Origin of the sequence: Streptomyces sp. Ru62 (genome assembly GCF_002920615.1) — a bacterium.
In the GTDB taxonomy this organism is placed as follows: domain Bacteria; phylum Actinomycetota; class Actinomycetes; order Streptomycetales; family Streptomycetaceae; genus Streptomyces.
In genome coordinates, this window is record NZ_PQSU01000018.1 from 21719 (window position 1) to 40177 (window position 18459).

Annotated in this window: 19 protein-coding genes; 15 read left to right on the top strand and 4 right to left on the bottom strand. The window is 72.7% G+C overall.

Annotated features, from left to right (window positions below; genetic code table 11):
* Positions 1-120 precede the first annotated feature (120 nt).
* Positions 121-1080 carry a GlxA family transcriptional regulator gene (locus C3492_RS24290; RefSeq protein WP_103813992.1) on the top strand — a complete coding sequence of 320 codons (960 nt, stop codon included), beginning with the start codon at positions 121-123 and terminating at the stop codon, positions 1078-1080.
* A gap of 36 nt (positions 1081-1116) precedes the next feature.
* Positions 1117-1752, top strand: coding sequence for a DJ-1/PfpI family protein (locus C3492_RS24295; RefSeq protein ID WP_103813994.1), 636 nt, complete (start codon positions 1117-1119; stop codon positions 1750-1752).
* On the opposite strand, the gene C3492_RS24300 is transcribed toward C3492_RS24295, so the two are convergent.
* The gene (locus C3492_RS24300; RefSeq protein WP_103813996.1) at positions 1739-2494 is read right to left on the bottom strand and encodes an enoyl-CoA hydratase/isomerase family protein; all 756 of its coding nucleotides are present in this window, start codon (positions 2492-2494) and stop codon (positions 1739-1741) included. The genes C3492_RS24295 and C3492_RS24300 overlap by 14 nt on opposite strands.
* A gap of 212 nt (positions 2495-2706) precedes the next feature.
* On the opposite strand from C3492_RS24300, the gene C3492_RS24305 reads away from it, so the two are divergent.
* Positions 2707-3201: an ATP-binding protein gene (locus C3492_RS24305; protein ID WP_103814271.1), complete on the top strand. Its 495-nt coding sequence runs from the start codon at positions 2707-2709 to the stop codon at positions 3199-3201.
* A gap of 51 nt (positions 3202-3252) precedes the next feature.
* Here the strand turns inward: C3492_RS24305 and idi are convergent, their stop codons facing one another.
* The 3 genes from idi to galE all read right to left on the bottom strand — a co-directional run bounded on the left by idi (position 3253) and on the right by galE (position 6072).
* Positions 3253-3846: an isopentenyl-diphosphate Delta-isomerase gene (idi, locus tag C3492_RS24310; RefSeq protein WP_103813998.1), complete on the bottom strand. Its 594-nt coding sequence runs from the start codon at positions 3844-3846 to the stop codon at positions 3253-3255.
* Between the two features lie 175 nt (positions 3847-4021).
* Positions 4022-4963, bottom strand: a complete 942-nt coding sequence (locus tag C3492_RS24315) for a cation diffusion facilitator family transporter (RefSeq protein WP_103814000.1) — start codon at positions 4961-4963, stop codon at positions 4022-4024.
* A 137-nt stretch (positions 4964-5100) separates the two neighbouring features.
* Positions 5101-6072: a UDP-glucose 4-epimerase GalE gene (gene galE, locus C3492_RS24320; RefSeq protein ID WP_103814002.1), complete on the bottom strand. Its 972-nt coding sequence runs from the start codon at positions 6070-6072 to the stop codon at positions 5101-5103.
* Between the two features lie 275 nt (positions 6073-6347).
* Here galE and C3492_RS24325 point away from each other — a divergent pair, with 275 nt between their 5' ends.
* The 12 genes from C3492_RS24325 (at position 6348) to C3492_RS24375 (ending at position 18447) form a co-directional block, all read left to right on the top strand.
* On the top strand, positions 6348-8180 hold the full coding sequence (locus C3492_RS24325) for a DUF5941 domain-containing protein (RefSeq protein WP_103814004.1): 1833 nt from the start codon (positions 6348-6350) through the stop codon (positions 8178-8180).
* Positions 8177-8929 carry a sugar phosphate nucleotidyltransferase gene (locus C3492_RS24330; protein WP_103814006.1) on the top strand — a complete coding sequence of 251 codons (753 nt, stop codon included), beginning with the start codon at positions 8177-8179 and terminating at the stop codon, positions 8927-8929. Before C3492_RS24325 ends, C3492_RS24330 begins: the two co-directional genes overlap by 4 nt.
* Positions 8917-9978: an iron-containing alcohol dehydrogenase family protein gene (locus C3492_RS24335; protein ID WP_103814008.1), complete on the top strand. Its 1062-nt coding sequence runs from the start codon at positions 8917-8919 to the stop codon at positions 9976-9978. Before C3492_RS24330 ends, C3492_RS24335 begins: the two co-directional genes overlap by 13 nt.
* On the top strand, positions 9956-10735 hold the full coding sequence (locus tag C3492_RS24340) for a CDP-alcohol phosphatidyltransferase family protein (RefSeq protein ID WP_103814273.1): 780 nt from the start codon (positions 9956-9958) through the stop codon (positions 10733-10735). The genes C3492_RS24335 and C3492_RS24340 overlap by 23 nt, the downstream gene beginning before the upstream one ends.
* Before the next feature lie 8 nt (positions 10736-10743).
* Entirely contained in the window at positions 10744-11616 is an 873-nt protein-coding gene (locus C3492_RS24345; protein ID WP_103814010.1) for a glycosyltransferase family 2 protein, read from the top strand.
* A 90-nt stretch (positions 11617-11706) separates the two neighbouring features.
* Positions 11707-12636, top strand: coding sequence for an ABC transporter permease (locus tag C3492_RS24350; protein WP_103814012.1), 930 nt, complete (start codon positions 11707-11709; stop codon positions 12634-12636).
* A complete protein-coding gene (locus C3492_RS24355; RefSeq protein WP_014676201.1) occupies positions 12629-13417 on the top strand; it encodes an ABC transporter ATP-binding protein in 789 nt (262 codons plus the stop codon). The genes C3492_RS24350 and C3492_RS24355 overlap by 8 nt, the downstream gene beginning before the upstream one ends.
* 360 nt (positions 13418-13777) lie before the next feature.
* Positions 13778-14674: a squalene synthase HpnC gene (hpnC, locus tag C3492_RS24360; RefSeq protein WP_103814014.1), complete on the top strand. Its 897-nt coding sequence runs from the start codon at positions 13778-13780 to the stop codon at positions 14672-14674.
* Positions 14671-15633 carry a presqualene diphosphate synthase HpnD gene (gene hpnD, locus C3492_RS24365; protein ID WP_181140528.1) on the top strand — a complete coding sequence of 321 codons (963 nt, stop codon included), beginning with the start codon at positions 14671-14673 and terminating at the stop codon, positions 15631-15633. Before hpnC ends, hpnD begins: the two co-directional genes overlap by 4 nt.
* Before the next feature lie 38 nt (positions 15634-15671).
* Positions 15672-15890 (top strand): DUF6380 family protein, encoded by a 219-nt coding sequence (locus C3492_RS46950; protein WP_374938370.1) that lies wholly within the window; start codon positions 15672-15674, stop codon positions 15888-15890.
* Positions 15887-17314 carry a hydroxysqualene dehydroxylase HpnE gene (gene hpnE, locus C3492_RS24370; protein WP_103814016.1) on the top strand — a complete coding sequence of 476 codons (1428 nt, stop codon included), beginning with the start codon at positions 15887-15889 and terminating at the stop codon, positions 17312-17314. Before C3492_RS46950 ends, hpnE begins: the two co-directional genes overlap by 4 nt.
* Positions 17314-18447, top strand: coding sequence for a polyprenyl synthetase family protein (locus C3492_RS24375; protein WP_103814018.1), 1134 nt, complete (start codon positions 17314-17316; stop codon positions 18445-18447). The genes hpnE and C3492_RS24375 overlap by 1 nt, the downstream gene beginning before the upstream one ends.
* Positions 18448-18459 lie beyond the last annotated feature (12 nt).

The following is an 18459-nucleotide window of genomic DNA, read 5'->3' on the forward strand; positions in this document are numbered from 1 at the left end:
CTCGTCACCACGGGTACCTCCCGACGGCGCGGGAAACCCCCGCGGACCGGGAAGCCGATGGCAGAAAAGGTGGGAAATCCGTCGTTGCTGCCGCGCGCGGGGCCACCCAGAATCGAGGTCATGACGCAGCGAACCGTCCTCGTCACCGTCTTCGACGGCGTGCAGAGCCTCGATGTCACCGGCCCCATGGAGGTCTTCACCGGCGCGGAGAGGCACACCCCGGGCTCGTACCGGATCCGCACGGCCTCCGTGGACGGCGGGCCGGTGCGCACCTCCAGCGGGCTGACCGTCGTACCGGACGCGTCCCTGGCGGACACGGCCGGTCCGCACACCCTGCTGGTCCCCGGCGGGGAGGGCACCCGGGACCCCGACCCCCGGCTGGTGGAGTGGCTGCGCGCACACGGCCCGCGGGCTCCGCGCCTGGTCTCCGTGTGCACCGGCGCGATCCCGCTGGCGCGGGCCGGACTCCTGGACGGCCGGCGCGTCACGACACACTGGGCGTACTGCGACAAGCTCGCCCGTGACCACCCCGCCGTCCGGGTCGACCCCGACCCGATCTTCGTCCGGGACGGACACGTGGCCACCTCCGCCGGGGTCACCGCGGGCATCGACCTCGCCCTGGCGCTGGTGGAGGAGGACCTGGGCCGGCAGGTGGCGCTGACCGTCGCCCGCCACCTCGTGGTGTTCCTGCGCAGGCCGGGCAACCAGGCCCAGTTCAGCGCCCAGCTGGCCGTTCAGACGGCGCGCCGGGAACCCCTCCGGGACGTCCAGCAGTGGATCAGCGAACACCCGGACGGCGACCTCGGCGTCGAGGCGCTGGCCGCCCGCGCGGCCCTCTCCCCGCGCCACTTCGCCCGCGCCTTCCAGGCGGAGACCGGCATGACACCGGGCCGGTACGTCGACCGGGTCCGCGTCGAACACGCGCGCCGCCTGCTGGAGGACACCACCGACGGCATCGAACAGGTCGCCCGCGCCAGCGGCTACGGCACACCGGAGGCCATGCGCCGCGCCTTCCTGCGCACCCTGGGCGCGTCTCCGGCCGAGTACCGCCGCCGCTTCCGCCCCGCCCCCGTCGCCTGACGGACCCTCACCACTCGCACGAGACAAGGGAATCCCATGCAGATCGCCATCGTGCTCTACGACCGCTTCACCGCCCTGGACGCCGTCGGCCCCTACGAGACCCTCGGCCGGCTCCCCGACTCCGAGACCGTGTTCATCGCCGAGCGCACCGGACCCGTGCGCACCGACACCGGGAACCTGGCGCTCACCGCCGACCGGACCCTCGCCGACGTGCCGTCCCCGGACATCGTGATCGTGCCGGGCGGCCCCGGCCAGAGCGAGCAGATGGAGAACACCGCCCTGCTGGACTGGCTGCGCGCGGCGGACGCCACCAGCACCTGGACCACCTCGGTGTGCACGGGCTCGCTGCTGCTGGCCGCCGCCGGGCTGCTGCGCGGCCGCCGTGCCACCTCGCACTGGCTCGCGCTGGACCTGCTGCGCGGCTTCGGGGCCGAGCCGACGGGGGAGCGGGTGGTCGTGGACGGCAAGTACGTCACCGCGGCGGGCGTGTCGTCCGGCATCGACATGGGCTTGACCCTCCTCGGCACCATCGCCGGCGACGAACAGGCCCAGTCCGTCCAGCTGCTGACCGAGTACGACCCCCAGCCGCCGTACGACGCCGGTTCACCGCAGAAGGCGCCCGCGCACCTCGTCGAGAAGTGGCGTGCCGCGAGCCGCTTCATCCTGACGTAGACACGCTCCAGGTGAAGCGCGGCTGCCGGCGCTCCAGGAACGCGGCGACTCCCTCCGCCACATCGCCGCTGCCGCGCGCCTGGGCGGCCCAGTGGGCGTCACGGTCGGTGCGGCCGGCGGCGAACTCCTTGGCGGCGGCCTGGGTGAGCTGCGAACGGGACACCAGGACCCGGGTCAGCTCCGCCACCCGCTTGTCCAGTTCCCCCTCGGGCAGCACCTCGTCCACCAGGCCGGTGCGCAGCGCCCGCCCGGCGTCGATCAACTCGGCCGTGAAGAGCAGGTACTTGGCCGTGGCCGGGCCGACCAGGGACACCAGCCGACGGGTGGAGGAGGCCGGGTAGACGATCCCGAGCCGGGCCGGCGTCACCCCGAACAGCGCTCCCTCCTCCGCCAGCCGCAGGTCACAGGCCGCCGCGAGCTGCGCCCCGCCGCCCACGCAGTGGCCGCGCACCGCGGCCACGGTCGGCTTGGGGAACGCGGCCAGGACCTCCTCGGCGGCCACCGCGAGGGTCTGCGCCTCCTCCGGCGCGTCCCGGAGCGTGGAGATGTCGGCACCCGCGCAGAAGGTGCCGCCCTCACCGGTGAGCACCAGCGCGCGGACCCCGGGGTCACGGGCCAGCGCGTCCAGCAGCGGGGGCAGGGCCCGCCACATCGCCGTCGTCATGGCGTTGCGCTTGGCGGGATGACGGATCACCACGGTGGCGACGGAGTCGGTGACCTGATGGGACAGCTGGGGCTCCATGCGGGGATCGTAGCGTCGGCCTCTGACAACCCGACTAGTTCGCGAACCGGCGTCCGGGGAGCAGGAACAGTCCCGACCGGGACCAGGTCATGCGGAGTCGGTCAGAAACCGCTCGATACCTGCCGACTTGTGTTCAGGCATCCGGACCGGAGCGGATCGTTACCAACACTCGACGTGTGGTGACAATCGAGCGCGAGGGTGGCGACCGGACGATGGACAACCACGGGCGCGAGGACGGCCCGCGCCCAGCGGGGGGCGGGGACACGCCGCCGGATCCACTGCCGTACGAAGGTGTCTGGCGGTTCACCGCTGCCGCGGTGGACGCCTCGGTCCCGCAGGCCCGGCACGCGGTGCGGGACCTGCTGCTGCGCCAGGGGGTGCCGGTCTCCGACGACCTGGTGCACGGGCTGCTGCTGATCGTCTCCGAACTGGTCACCAACGCGGTCCGGCACGCCGCGCTGCTGTCGCCGGTGCTGGCCGTGGAGGTGGCCGTCGGAGCCGAGTGGGTGCGGGTGTCCGTGGAGGACAACCACCCCTACCGGCCGACGGCCCTGGAGGCCGACCACGGCCGGACCGGCGGCCGGGGGCTCCTCCTGGTCCGCGAGGTGGCGCGGGAGGCCGGCGGGGTGGTCGACGTGGAGCACACCGCGAGCGGCGGCAAGGTGATCTGGGCCGCCCTCCCGCTGAAGCCCCCCTCACTGCCGTAGCGCTCGCCGGCCGCCCCCGCCGGCCACGGCGCCGCCGCACCGCCGTGGCGGCTACCAGCCGGCGGACGGGCCCGTCAGTTCCCTGATCGCCGGGCGGGCCGCGTCCAGGACGGTCATGAACCAGGCCGAGAACGGGTCCCGGGCGTGCCGCCCGGCCAGCTCCGCCGCCGTCACGAAGGTGGTCTGGGCGACCTCCTCCGGATCCGGCCCGAGCGGCGCCTGCACCAGGCCGACGAACAGATGGTTGAACTCCTGCTCCACCAGGCCGGAGGCGGGGTCCGGGTGGTTGTAACGGACCGTGCCGGCCTCCGCGAGCAGCGACGGCGACACGCCGAGCTCCTCGTACGTGCGCCGGGCCGCCGCCGCGAACGGCGCCTCCCCCGGGTACGGGTGACCGCAGCAGGTGTTGGACCACACACCGGGGGAGTGGTACTTGCCGAGCGCCCGCTGCTGGAGCAGCAGCCGGCCCTGCTCGTCGAAGAGGAACACCGAGAACGCCCGGTGCAGCTGCCCCGGCGGCTGATGGGCGGCGAGCTTCTCCGCCGTACCGATCGTCACACCCTTCTCGTCGACCAGTTCCAGCAAAATCGCCTCTGCGGTGCCCTCCGACGAGCTGTGCGTCGCGGTGGCAGGTGTGATCGGCATACCCATCCTTCGCCTCGGTCTTCGCACCCCAAGTCTGCCGTACGAATCCGGCACTCCCGGCACGTCCGCACGTCCGCGCGCGGCGCGGCACCGGGAGCCGGACCCGGTAGATCATCGTGCCCGCAGCCGGCCGCGGGGAACCGTCCGGGGGTGCGCCGAACGGCAGTGCGCACGGTCAGTGGCACAGCCGCGCTTCGTGCTCCGCGTGCCCGCCCGGCTCCAGCTGGAAGGTGCAGTGCTCCACGTCGAAGTGATCGCCCAGGCACCCCTGGAGTTCGTGCAGGATCTTCTCGTGCCCGATGGCGTTCAGCACCTCGGAGCTGACCACCACGTGCGCCGACAGCACCGGCATGCCCGAGGTGATCGTCCAGGCGTGCAGGTCGTGGACGTCCTCCACGCCGTCGAGGGCCAGGATGTGCGCCCGGACGTCCGCCATGTCGACGCCCTTGGGGGCCGCCTCCAGCAGCACGTCCAGCGTCTCGCGCAGCAGCTTCAGCGTCCGCGGCACGATCATCAGGCCGATGACCAGCGAGGCCACCGGGTCCGCCGCCTGCCAGCCGGTGACCAGGATCACCGCGGCCGAGATCAGCACCGCCACCGAGCCCAGCGCGTCCGCGGCCACCTCCAGGAAGGCGCCGCGCACGTTCAGGCTCTCCTTCTGCCCGCGCATCAGCAGCACCAGGGAGATGGAGTTCGCCACCAGGCCGATCAGACCGAACACGACCATCAGGCCGCCCCGGGTCTGCGCGGGCTCCACGAACCGCTGGGCCGCCTCGTACAGGACGTACCCGCCCACTCCGAGCAGCAGCAGACAGTTGGCCAGGGCCGCGAGGATCTCGGCGCGGGCGTAGCCGTAGGTGCGGTTGGTGCTCGCCGGGCGGTTCGCGAAGTGCACGGCGAGCAGGGCCATGCCGAGGCCCACCGCGTCGGTCGCCATGTGCGCCGCGTCCGCGATCAGCGCGAGCGAGTCCGCGATCAGGCCGCCGACGATCTCGACGACCATCACCGTCAGCGTGATGCCCAGCGCGATCCTCAGCCGGCCCCGGTACGCGGCCGTGGCCGTACCCGTGGCCGGCGCGTGGGAGTGCGCGTGCCCGTGGTCGTGCCCTGCCCCCATGACTACCGCCTTCCGTGTGGCTGCCCGGAGGCCAGTGAACTACGGGGCGGGGGTATGGGGCAACGCGGCACTGAACACCGTTGTCATGTGCCGTGACCTGCGGAAACGTTCCGCAGGTCAGAGGGCCGGCGGCTCCGTCAGCCGCCGTGGTGCAGCCGCCAGCCCGCCCACGCCGACTCGATCATCTCCCGCACCCCGCGCCGGGCCCGCCAGCCCAGTGCCTCGGCGGCCCGCTCGGCCGAGGCCACCGCGCGGGGCGCGTCGCCGGGGCGGCGGCCCTCCACCACGGGCGCCCGGCGGTCCCCGCTGACCTCCCCGATCACCGTGATCAGCTCGCGCACCGAGACCCCCTCGCCCCGGCCGATGTTCAGCGTCAGATCACCGGTGAGGTCCCCGGCGGCCAGCCGGCGGGCCGCCGCCAGGTGGGCCTCCGCCAGATCGGCGACGTGGATGTAGTCCCTGACACAGGTGCCGTCCGGCGTCGGGTAGTCGTCGCCGAAGATGCGCGGGGCCTCGTCCCGGGTGAGCCGGTCGAAGACCATCGGCACGATGTTGAACACCCCCGTGTCCGCCAGCTCCGGCGCCGCCGCGCCCGCCACGTTGAAATAGCGCAGGCACACGGTGGAGATCCCGTGCGCCCGCCCCGCCGCCCGCACCAGCCACTCACCGGCCAGCTTGGTCTCGCCGTACGGGTTCACCGGGACGCACGGGGTGTCCTCGGTGATCAGGTCCACGTCCGGGTTGCCGTACACCGCCGCCGACGACGAGAACAGCAGGCGGCCGATGCCCGCCTCGGCCACCGCGTCCAGGAGCGTGGCCAGACCGCCCACGTTCTCCCGGTAGTAGCGGGTGGGCTGGGCCACCGACTCCGCGACCTGCTTGCGCGCCGCGAGATGGACGACCCCGGTCACGCCGTGCTCCGCGAAGACCCGCTTCAGCAGCGCCCCGTCCAGCGTCGAACCCTGGACCAGCGGCACCTCGGCCGGGAGCCGCGCGGGCACGGCGGCCGACAGGTCGTCCAGCGCCACCACGTTCTCCCCGGCGCCCGCCATGGCCCGTGCCACATGCGCCCCGATGTATCCGGCTCCGCCGGTGATCAGCCACGTCATGGTCGTCCACCCTATGCCGAACCTGTGCCGAACGGCCCGGTGTCCCGGTTGCCCGGGTCTGCCCCACGGGTTTGTGGGCCGGCCCCCGCATCCCCGATGATGATCGCGGCAAAGGCCGGGGCAGCCCCCGTGGGCCGGACCGTGAACGGCCGGTGAACACCGGCTCAGGACCATCCGATACCCTCTGCCGACATGCCGCCCGGGTGCCGCAGGCAGGGCGCCCCACCACGCGAGAGACCGGCGCCCACGCGCCGGCACCCAGGGAGTGAGTTCGGTTGTCGACGGCCATCGTCACCGGTCAGCCGGTCCCCGGATCGTCACTGGAGAACGATCTGCGGTCCCTCGGCTTCGATGTGCGCGTGGCCGCCGACGCCGCCGAGACGGAGACCCTGCTCGCGGCCGTGCCGGCCGACCGGCGGGTGGCCCTGGTCGACGCCCGTTTCGTCGGCCACCTGCACGCGCTGCGCCTCGGCCTGACCGATCCGCGCTTCCCGCTCGCCGCCGTGCCCGGCGCCGTCACCGCCCAGCCGGACGCCCGGCCGGCGCTCACCCGGGCCGTGGCCCGCGAGACCTCCGCGCCCGGCGGTACGGCAACCGCCCGCGCGGCCGGGGGCGGCGCGCCCGCGCTCGCCCTGGACAGCCTCGCCGACCGCGTCGCCGAAGCCCTCGACGCCGACGGCGGCGCGGTGCACCGGCCCGAGCTGGGCAGCCTGGTCGCCGTCGTGCCCGCCGACCCGCAGGCCCGCAACGAGGCCCGGCAGGCCGTCTCCGCCGTAGACGACGAGGCCGTCCGCCTGAAGTCGGCCGTGAAGTCCCGGGACGGCTTCTTCACCACGTTCTTCATCAGCCCCTACTCGCGCTACATCGCCCGCTGGTGCGCACGCCGGGGCCTGACCCCGAACCAGGTCACCACGGCCTCGCTGCTCACCGCCCTGATAGCGGCCGGCTGCGCGGCGACCGGCACCCGGGGCGGCTTCGTGGCGGCCGGAGTGCTGCTGATCGCCTCCTTCGTCCTGGACTGCACCGACGGCCAGCTCGCCCGCTACGCCCTGAAGTACTCCACCCTCGGCGCCTGGCTCGACGCCACCTTCGACCGGGCCAAGGAATACGCCTACTACGCCGGCCTCGCCCTCGGCGCGGCCCGCGGCGGTGACGACGTGTGGGCCCTCGCCCTCGGCGCGATGATCCTCCAGACCTGCCGGCACGTGGTCGACTTCTCCTTCAACGAGGCCAACCACGACGCCACCGCCAACACCAGCCCCACCGCCGCCCTCTCCGACAAGCTCGACAGCGTCGGCTGGACCGTCTGGCTGCGGCGGATGATCGTGCTGCCGATCGGCGAGCGCTGGGCGATGATCGCGGTCCTCACCGCGCTCACCACCCCCCGGATCACCTTCTACGTCCTGCTCGCCGGCTGCGCCTTCGCGGCGGCGTACACCACGGCGGGCCGGGTGCTGCGCTCGGTGACCCGCAAGGCGCGGCGCACCGAGCGGGCGGCACAGGCCCTCGCCGACCTCGCCGACCCGGGCCCGCTCGCCGGGGCCCTGCGGCGCGTGGCCCGGAAGGGCCTCCCCGGGCTCGCCGTGCCCGCCGTCGCCCTGCTCGGCGGGGCCGTGGTCGTGGCCTGCTCGGCCCTCACGGACTTCGGCGGGCCGCTGCCCGTCGCCGGCGCCGTCGTGTACGTCCTCACCTCCGCCCTCGCCGTCGCCCGCCCCCTCAAGGGCGCCCTCGACTGGCTCGTCCCGCCCTTCTTCCGGGCCGCCGAGTACGGCACCGTCCTGGCGCTGGCCGGTAAAGCGGGCGTGAACGGGGCCCTTCCCGCGGCTTTCGGCCTGGTGGCGGCCGTCGCCTACCATCACTACGACACGGTGTACCGCATCCGCGGCAACGCCGGAGCGCCCCCGGCCTGGCTGGTGCGCGCCATCGGGGGGCAGGAGGGGCGGACGCTGCTCGTCGCCGTCCTGGCCGCGGTGCTCACCGGCGCGCAGTTCAAGGTCGCGCTCACCGTCCTCGCCGTGGCCGTCGCCCTGGTGGTGCTCGTCGAGAGCATCCGCTTCTGGGTGTCCGCCGGGGCACCCGCCGTACACGACGAAGGAGAAACCGCATGATCGGCCTTGTGCTGGCGGCCGGCGCCGGGCGCCGTCTGCGCCCCTACACCGACACCCTGCCCAAGGCTCTGGTGCCGGTGGGTCCCGAGGGCGCGGAGGAGTCGCTGACGGTCCTGGACCTGACCCTGGGGAACTTCGCCGAGGTGGGGCTGACCGAGGTCGGGATCATCGTCGGCTACCGCAAGGAGGCCGTGTACGAGCGTAAGGCGGCCCTGGAGCGGAAGTACGGCCTGAAGCTCACGCTCATCGACAACGACAAGGCCGAGGAGTGGAACAACGCCTACTCCCTGTGGTGCGGCCGTGACGCCCTGAAGGACGGCGTGATCCTCGCCAACGGCGACACCGTGCACCCGGTCTCCGTCGAGAAGACCCTCCTCGCCGCGCGCGGCGACGGCAAGAAGATCATCCTCGCCCTGGACACGGTGAAGAGCCTGGCCGACGAGGAGATGAAGGTCGTCGTGGACCCCGCGAAGGGCATGACGAGGATCACCAAGCTGATGGACCCGGCCGAGGCCACCGGCGAGTACATCGGCGTCACCCTGATCGAGGGCGACGCCGCTCCCGAGCTGGCCGACGCGCTGAAGACGGTCTGGGAGACCGACCCGCAGCAGTTCTACGAGCACGGCTACCAGGAGCTCGTGAACCGCGGCTTCCGCATCGACGTGGCACCGATCGGTGAGGTCGAGTGGGTCGAGATCGACAACCACGACGACCTCGCCCGCGGACGGGAGATCGCGTGCCAGTACTGACCCGGCTCATCCCCTCGCCGGTCGTCGTCGACATCCGCCCGGGTGCCCTCGACGACCTGGCCTGTGTCCTCGCCGACCAGCGGATCTCGCATTCCGGGCGGCTCGCCGTCGCCGTCAGCGGCGGCTCCGGAGCCCGGCTGCGCGAGCGCCTCGCGCCCTCGCTGCCCGGGGCCGTCTGGTACGAGGTGGGCGGCGGCACCCTGGACGACGCGATCCGGCTGGCCGACGAGATGAAGTCGGGTCACTACGACGCGGTCGTCGGCCTCGGCGGCGGCAAGATCATCGACTGCGCCAAGTTCGCCGCGGCACGCGTCGGCCTCCCCCTGGTCGCCGTACCGACGAACCTCGCGCACGACGGCCTGTGCTCCCCGGTCGCCACCCTCGACAACGACGCGGGCCGCGGCTCCTACGGCGTCCCCAACCCGATCGCGGCCGTGATCGACCTGGACGTCATCCGCGAGGCCCCGGCCCGTTTCGTGCGCGCCGGCATCGGTGACGCGATCTCCAACATCAACGCGGTCGCGGACTGGGAGCTGGCGAACCGGATCAAGGGCGAGCAGATCGACGGTCTGGCCGCCGCCATGGCCCGGCAGGCCGGTGAGGCGGTGCTCCGGCACCCCGGCGGCATCGGGGACAACGACTTCCTCCAGGTGCTCGCCGAAGCGCTGGTCCTCACCGGTGTCGCCATGTCCATCTCCGGCGACTCCCGGCCCGCCTCCGGCTCCTGCCACGAGATCAACCACGCCTTCGACCTGCTCTACCCCCAGCGCGCCGCGGCCCACGGCGAGCAGTGCGGCCTCGGCGCCGCCTTCGCGATGTACCTGCGCGGCGCCCACGAGGAGTCGGCGTACATGGCCGAGGTGCTGCGCCGGCACGGGCTCCCGGTGCTGCCGGAGGAGATCGGTTTCACGCTGGACGAGTTCGTCCGCGCGGTGGAGTTCGCCCCCGAGACCCGCCCCGGCCGCTACACGATCCTCGAACACCTCGACCTCAAGACGAACCAGATCAAGGACATCTACGCCGACTATGTCAAGGCCATCGGTAGCTGAACTCCGTCCGGTCGTCCACCCCGCGGGGGTGAAGGACCGGCGCAGCGGTGAGCACTGGGCAGGACGCCTCTACATGCGCGAGGTGTCCCTGCGCGTCGACCGCTACCTGGTGAACACCAGGGTCACGCCCAACCAGCTCACGTACCTGATGACCGTCTGCGGTGTGCTCGCGGCCCCGGCCCTGCTGGTGCCGGGGATCCCGGGCGCCGTGCTCGGCGTGGTCGCCACCCAGCTCTACCTTCTGCTGGACTGCGTCGACGGTGAGATCGCCCGCTGGCGGAAGCAGTACTCGCTCGGCGGGGTCTACCTGGACCGCGTCGGGGCCTACCTCACCGACGCGGCCGTCCTGGTCGGCCTCGGCCTGCGCGCCGCCGACCTGTGGGGCAGCGGCCGGATCGACTGGCTGTGGGCCTTCCTCGGCACCCTCGCCGCGCTCGGCGCCATCCTGATCAAGGCCGAGACCGACCTGGTCGGCGTGGCCCGGCACCAGACCGGCCGGCCCCCGGTGCAGGAGACCGCCTCGGAGCCGCGCTCCTCCGGCATGGCGCTGGCCCGCCGGGCCGCCTCGGCGCTGAAGTTCCACCGGCTGATCCTCGGCATCGAGGCCTCGCTGCTCATCGTCGTCCTCGCGATCGTGGACCAGGCCCGCGGCGACCTGTTCTTCACCCGCCTCGGTACGGCCGTCCTCGCCGGCATCGCCCTGCTCCAGACGCTGCTGCACCTGGTGTCCATCCTCGCCTCCAGCAGGCTGAAGTGAGCGCGCCCATGAAGGTCGGTGCCGTCATCATCACCATGGGCAACCGGCCCGAGGAGCTGCGGGCCCTGCTCGACTCCGTCGCCAAGCAGGACGGCGACCCGGTCCAGGTGGTCGTCGTCGGCAACGGCTCGCCCGTCCCGGACGTGCCCGAGGGCGTGCGGACGGTCGAGCTGCCCGAGAACCTGGGCATTCCCGGCGGGCGCAACGTCGGCATAGAGGCCTTCGGACCCGGCGGTCGCGATGTCGACATATTGCTCTTCCTCGACGACGACGGCCTGCTCGCCCGCCACGACACCGCCGAGCTGTGCCGCGCGGCCTTCGCCGCCGACCCGGAGCTGGGCATCATCAGCTTCCGCATCGCCGATCCCGACACCGGCGAGACCCAGCGCCGGCACGTGCCCCGGCTGCGCGCCTCCGACCCGATGCGCTCCTCCCGGGTCACCACCTTCCTCGGCGGCGCCAACGCCGTCCGCACCCGCGTCTTCGCGGACGTCGGCGGGCTCCCGGACGCGTTCTTCTACGCGCACGAGGAAACCGACCTGGCATGGCGGGCCCTCGACGCGGGCTGGATGATCGACTACCGGTCCGACATGGTGCTGTACCACCCCACGACCGCGCCCTCGCGGCACGCGGTCTACCACCGTATGGTCGCCCGCAACCGCGTCTGGCTCGCCCGCCGCAACCTCCCCGCCCTCCTGGTCCCGGTCTACCTGGGTGTCTGGCTGCTGCTCACGCTGCTCCGCCGCCCCTCGCGGCCGGCCCTGAAGGCATGGTTCGGCGGCTTCCGGGAAGGCTGGACGACGCCCTGCGGTCCCCGCCGCCCGATGCGCTGGCGTACGGTGTGGCGACTCACCCGACTGGGCCGTCCGCCGGTCATCTGACAAGCTCGTCCCTGGAGTGCCAGGGCGCCCGTGGACGGGCGCGCGGGACGACGAACTCGAACGCGAATCCGAAGACGAAAGTATCCACCTGTGAGTGAGACCACGCACGACGGCACGGTCGCCGTGACCGCGGCCGCGCCGCCCGACGAGGGGCTGACGGCGGCCCAGCTCGCCGCCAAGTACGGGCTTGCCGTGAGCGGCGCCCGGCCCTCGCTCGTGGAGTACGTCCGTCAGCTCTGGGGGCGCCGCCACTTCATCCTCGCCTTCTCCCAGGCGAAGCTGACCGCGCAGTACAGCCAGGCCAAGCTGGGCCAGCTCTGGCAGGTGGCCACGCCGCTGCTGAACGCGGCCGTGTACTTCTTCATCTTCGGCCTGATCCTGCACGCCAGCCGCGGCATGTCACAGGACGTGTACATCCCGTTCCTGGTCACCGGCGTGTTCGTGTTCACCTTCACGCAGAGTTCGGTGATGTCGGGCGTCCGCGCGATCTCCGGCAACCTCGGGCTGGTGCGCGCCCTGCACTTCCCGCGCGCCTCGCTGCCCGTCTCCTTCTCGCTCCAGCAGCTCCAGCAGCTGCTGTTCTCGATGATCGTGCTGTTCCTCGTGGCGATCGGCTTCGGCAGCTATCCGGACCTGTCCTGGCTGCTGATCGTGCCCGTCCTCGCCCTGCAGTTCCTCTTCAACACCGGGCTCGCGCTCATCATGGCCCGTGCGGGTGCCAAGACCCCGGACCTGGCCCAGCTGATGCCGTTCGTGATGCGGACGTGGATGTACGCCTCCGGCGTGATGTTCTCCATCCCGATCATGCTGGAGGACAAGCCGCACTGGATCGCGACGGTCCTGCAGTGGAACCCGGCCGCCGTCTACATGGACCTGATGCGCTTCGCCCTGATCGACGGCTACGGTTCCGAGAACCTGCCCGACCACGTGTGGGCGGTGGCCGGCGGCTGGGCCGTGCTCTTCGCCGTGGGCGGCTTCGTGTACTTCTGGAAGGCGGAGGAGCGGTACGGCCGTGGCTGAGCAGAACACCCAGGACCGCCGCCCGACGGTCATCGCGGACGACCTGCACATCGTCTACCGGGTCAACGGCGCCAAGACCGGCAAGGGCAGCGCCACGGCGGCCCTGAGCCGGATCCTCAGGCGCCGCTCCGACGACGCGGCGCGCGGGGTGCGCAAGGTGCACGCCGTGCGCGGCGTGTCCTTCGTCGCCTACCGCGGCGAGGCCATCGGCCTGATCGGCTCCAACGGCTCCGGCAAGTCGACGCTGCTGCGGGCCATCGCCGGCCTGCTGCCCGCGGAGAAGGGCAAGGTCTACACCGACGGCCAGCCGTCCCTGCTGGGTGTGAACGCGGCCCTGATGAACGACCTGACCGGCGAGCGGAACGTCATCCTCGGCGGGCTCGCCATGGGCATGTCCCGGGAGCAGATCAAGGAGCGCTACCAGGACATCGTCGACTTCTCGGGCATCAATGAGAAGGGCGACTTCATCACCCTGCCCATGCGCACCTACTCCTCCGGCATGGCGGCGCGCCTGCGCTTCTCCATCGCCGCCGCCAAGGACCACGACGTCCTGATGATCGACGAGGCGCTGGCCACCGGCGACCGCAAGTTCCAGAAGCGCTCGGAGGAGCGCATCCGGGAACTGCGCAAGGAGGCCGGCACGGTGTTTCTGGTCAGCCACAACAACAAGTCCATCCGTGACACCTGCAACCGGGTGCTGTGGCTGGAGCGCGGTGAGCTGCGCATGGACGGGCCGACCGAAGAGGTCCTCAAGGAGTACGAGAAATTCACGGGCAAGTAACCCGTTTCGGTCAGGGCCCCGCCGGAATTCCCCCGGCGGGGCCCTTCCGTCTGCAAAGGAAACGTCAACTCCGTCCGGCCTCAGGAATCTTGAAGGCAATCGGTGTGTTGTTGTGATGTGCAGGACACCCTGCCGCGCCACGCCGCGTTGTACAACGTAAGCTGTACCGGCGTCGGAAACCGGCAAGTGGGGCGATAATGCGCGCCCGCCTGCGGTGGGCACGCCTGCGCGACGCGGGGCGGCGTGTCCGAAATAGTGTGTATCGGATCGGCAGTGTAGAACGGGAGATGTGACGGCAATGGCTACGGAAACTCCCCTGCTCAGCGGAGCATGTGCCGTCCACGCCCCGGGCAGCGCCCGATGACGGCCGCCACCGAGGCGCCCGACCTGGAACGCGCCACCCTGGACAAGGCCGCCCGCGAGAACTTCCCGGTGGCCCCCTTCTTCCTGCCCCGGGCCTGGCGCGCCGACCTCATGGCCGTCTACGGGTTCGCCCGCCTGGTGGACGACATCGGCGACGGCGACCTCGCCCCCGGCGGGGCCGACGCCCGGCTGCTCGGCGTGTCGCCCGCCGACACCGCCGACCGCCTGGTCCTCCTCGACGCCTTCGAGGAGGACCTGCGCCGCGTCTTCGACGGCACCCCGCGCCACCCGCTGCTGCGCCGCCTGCAGCCCACCGTCCGCCGCCACGCGCTCACCCCCGAGCCGTTCCTCGGGCTGATCGCCGCCAACCGCCAGGACCAGCTCGTCACCCGGTACGAGACCTACGACGACCTCCTCGCCTACTGCGAACTCTCCGCCAACCCGGTCGGCCGCCTCGTCCTCGCCGTCACCGGCACCTCCACCCCCGAGCGGATCCGGCTCTCCGACGCGATCTGCACGGCGCTGCAGATCGTCGAGCACCTCCAGGACGTCGCCGAGGACCTCGGCCGCGACCGGATCTATCTCCCCGCCGCGGACATGAAGCGCTTCCACGTCCAGGAAGCGGACCTCGCCGCGAAAACCACGGGCGCATCGGTGCGCGCCCTGGTTGCATACGAAGCACAACGCGCCCGCGATCTGCTGAATGAAGGCGCCCCCCTGGTGGGTAGCGTCCACGGCAGGCTCAAGCTGCTGCTCGCAGGGTTCGTGGCGGGAGGAAGGGCGGCGATCCGCGCGATCGCCGCCGCCGAATACGACGTACTTCCCGGCCCGCCCCGACCCGGCAAGGTCCAGTTGCTGCGCGAGGCGGGCGTGATCCTGCGAGGAGAGGGGTGATCCGGACCGTGGATTCTCCGCCGCACGTGTCCGCACCGGTACTCGCCGCCTACAGCTACTGCGAGGCCGTCACCGGGCAGCAGGCCCGTAACTTCGCCTACGGCATCCGGCTGCTGCCGACGGCCAAGCGCCGCGCCATGTCGGCGCTGTACGCGTTCTCCCGGCGCGTGGACGACATCGGCGACGGCGAGCTGGCCGGTGAGGTCAAGCTGGCGCGGCTGGAGGAGACCCGGGCGCTGCTCGCCCGGATCCGCGAGGGCGAGGTCGAGGAGGACGACACCGACCCGGTGGCCGTCGCCCTCAGCCACGCCGCGCGCGCCTTCCCGATCCCGCTCGGCGGCCTGGACGAGCTGATCGACGGCGTCCAGATGGACGTACGCGGGGAGACCTACGAGACCTGGGACGACCTGAAGGTCTACTGCCGGTGCGTCGCCGGCGCCATCGGCCGTCTCTCGCTCGGCGTGTTCGGCACCGGACCGGGCGCGCGCGGCGCCGAGCGCGCGGCCGAGTACGCCGACACGCTGGGCCTCGCCCTCCAGCTCACCAACATCCTGCGCGACGTCCGCGAGGACGCGGCCGGCGGCCGTACCTATCTGCCCGCCGACGACCTCGCCAAGTTCGGCTGCTCGGCCGGGTTCAACGGGCCGACCCCGCCGGAGGGATCCGACTTCGCGGGCCTCGTGCACTTCGAAGTGCGGCGCGCCCGGGCCCTGTTCGCCGAGGGCTACCGGCTGCTGCCCATGCTCGACCGCCGCAGCGGCGCCTGTGTGGCCGCGATGGCCGGCATCTACCGCCGGCTGCTGGACCGCATCGAGCGCGACCCGGAGGCCGTGCTGCGCGGCCGGGTCTCGCTGCCCGGGCACGAGAAGGCCTACGTCGCCGTGCGCGGCCTCTCCGGACTCGACACCCGGCACGTGACCCGCCATGTCTCCCGGCGCTCCGTCCGGAGGCGCGCCTGATGCAGCGCACCGAACCGGAGCCGGCCGAACCGGACGGCATGCGACAGGCAACCCTCCCGCGCGGCGTGGCGTCCCTGACTGCGACGGCCGGGCGTGCACCGTTCAACCAGCACACTCGCGCCCCGCGGGGGCGCGGGGCTGTGTCTCGGATGCGGCTACCGCCGCGTGGGCACGACCAGCCACGACGAAGCCGCGGACGAAGGGCGGCCCGTAGCGGCCCGGCCTGCGGAGCGCTCGCACGGAAGGACGCACGATGAGTGACGGCGCACCCCCCGCACCGGCGCGGTCCGGCACTGCGCGCACGGCAGGCCGCAGCGCGGTCGTGGTCGGTGGCGGCCTCGCCGGGATCACCGCGGCGCTCGCCCTCGCCGACGCGGGCGTCCGGGTCACCCTGCTCGAAGGCAGACCCCGGCTGGGCGGCCTCGCCTTCTCCTTCCAGCGCGGCGAACTGACCGTCGACAACGGCCAGCACGTGTACCTGCGCTGCTGCACCGCCTACCGCTGGTTCCTCGACCGGATCGAGGGCGCGGCGCTGGCACCGCTGCAGGACCGCCTGGACGTGCCCGTCGTCGACGTCGCCAAGCCCGAGGGGCGGCGGCTCGGCAGACTGCGGCGCGACCCGCTGCCCGTCCCCCTCCACCTGGGGCGCAGCCTGGCCGCCTATCCGCACCTCTCGCTCGCCGAGCGCGCGGCCGTCGGGCGGGCCGCGCTCGCGCTGAAGGGGCTCGACCCCGCCGATCCGGCCCTGGACGCCCAGGACTTCGGCGGCTGGCTGGCCGCGCACGGTCAGTCGGCGCGCGCCGTCGAGGCCCTGTGGGACCTGGTCGGGGTCGCCACCCTCAACGCGGTCGCCGGCGACGCCTCGCTGGGGCTCGCCGCGATGGTGTTCAAGACCGGTCTGCTGTCCGACCCGGGCGCGGCCGACATCGGCTGGGCCCACGTCCCGCTGGGCGAACTGCACGACCGGCTGGCCCGCAAGGCGCTCGACTCCGCGGGCGTGCGTACCGAGGTCCGTACACGCGTCACCTCCGTCTCCTTCAACGAGAACGGGACGTGGAGCGTTCAGGTTCCCGGCGAGAACCTCGAAACCGACGCGGTCGTCCTCGCCGTACCCCAGCGCGAAGCCCACGACCTGCTGCCGCCCGGCGCCCTCGACGCGCCCGAGCGGCTGCTGGAGATCGGCACCGCGCCGATCCTGAACGTCCACGTGGTCTACGACCGCAAGGTGCTCGCCCGGCCCTTCTTCGCCGCCCTCGGCACGCCCGTGCAGTGGGTGTTCGACCGGACCCATGCCTCCGGACTGCGCACGGGGCAGTACCTGGCGCTGTCCCAGTCGGCCGCGCAGGACGAGATCGACACCCCGGTCGCCGAACTCCGCGAGCGCTACCTGCCCGAGCTGCGACGGCTGATCCCGGGTACGCGCGCGGCCGAGGTGCTGGACTTCTTCGTGACCCGGGAGCGCACGGCGACGTTCGCCCCCACCCCCGGCGTCGGGCGGCTGCGGCCCGGCGCCCGCACCAAGGCCCCCGGCCTGTACCTGGCCGGAGCGTGGACCGCCACCGGGTGGCCCGCGACCATGGAGAGTGCGGTCCGCAGTGGAGTGAGCGCGGCCGACGCCGCGCTGAGCGCCCTGGGCCGGCCCCGCCCCCGCCACCTCTTCGAGTTCGAGGAGGCGGCCTGATGCCCGATCAGCAGGCGGCCGGTCCCCGCACCCCCGGTACCGCAACAAGAGGAGAGACTGTGCCCACTGTGCCCCCGGCCTCGACGCCCGCTCCACGGGCCGCGGTGGACGTGACCGCGCTGCTGGAGCGCGGCCGGAACCTGGCCACACCGGTGCTGCGCGCGGCCGTCGACCGCCTGGCGCCTCCCATGGACACCGTCGCCGCCTACCACTTCGGCTGGATCGACGCCGCCGGCAACCCCGCCGACGGCGACGGCGGCAAGGCCGTCCGCCCCGCGCTCGCCGTGCTCTCCGCCGAGGTCACCGGCGCCGCACCCGAGGCGGGCATCCCGGGCGCGGTCGCCGTCGAACTCGTGCACAACTTCTCGCTGCTGCACGACGACCTCATGGACGGCGACGAGCAGCGCCGGCACCGGGACACCGTCTGGAAGGTGCACGGCCCCGCCCAGGCCATCCTGGTCGGCGACGCCCTGTTCGCCCTCGCCAACGAGGTCCTGCTGGAACTCGGCACGGTCGAGGCCGGCCGCGCCACCCGCCGGCTGACCACCGCCACCCGCGCCCTGATCGACGGTCAGGCCCAGGACATCTCCTACGAGCACCGCGACCGGGTCAGCGTCGAGGAGTGCCTGGAGATGGAGGGCAACAAGACCGGTGCCCTGCTCGCCTGCGCCTGCTCCATCGGCGCGGTCCTCGGCGGCGCGGACGACGCCACCGCCGACGCGCTGGAACGGTACGGCTACCACCTCGGCCTCGCCTTCCAGGCCGTGGACGACCTGCTCGGCATCTGGGGCGACCCGGAGGCCACCGGCAAGCAGACCTGGAGCGACCTGCGCCAGCGCAAGAAGTCCCTGCCCGTGGTGGCCGCGCTCGCCGCCGGCGGCCCCGCCTCCGAGCAGCTCGGCGAGATCCTCGCCGCCGACGCCAAGAGCAGCGACTTCGAGAACTTCTCCGAGGAGGAGTTCGCGGCCCGCGCCGCCCTCATCGAGGAGGCCGGTGGCCGCGAGTGGACGGCGGCCGAGGCACGCCGCCAGCACACCATCGCCATCGAGGCCCTCGACGCCGTGGACATGCCCGACCGGGTGCGGGACTCCTTCACGGCGCTCGCGGACTTCGTCGTCGTACGGAAGAGATGATCACCATTGGCC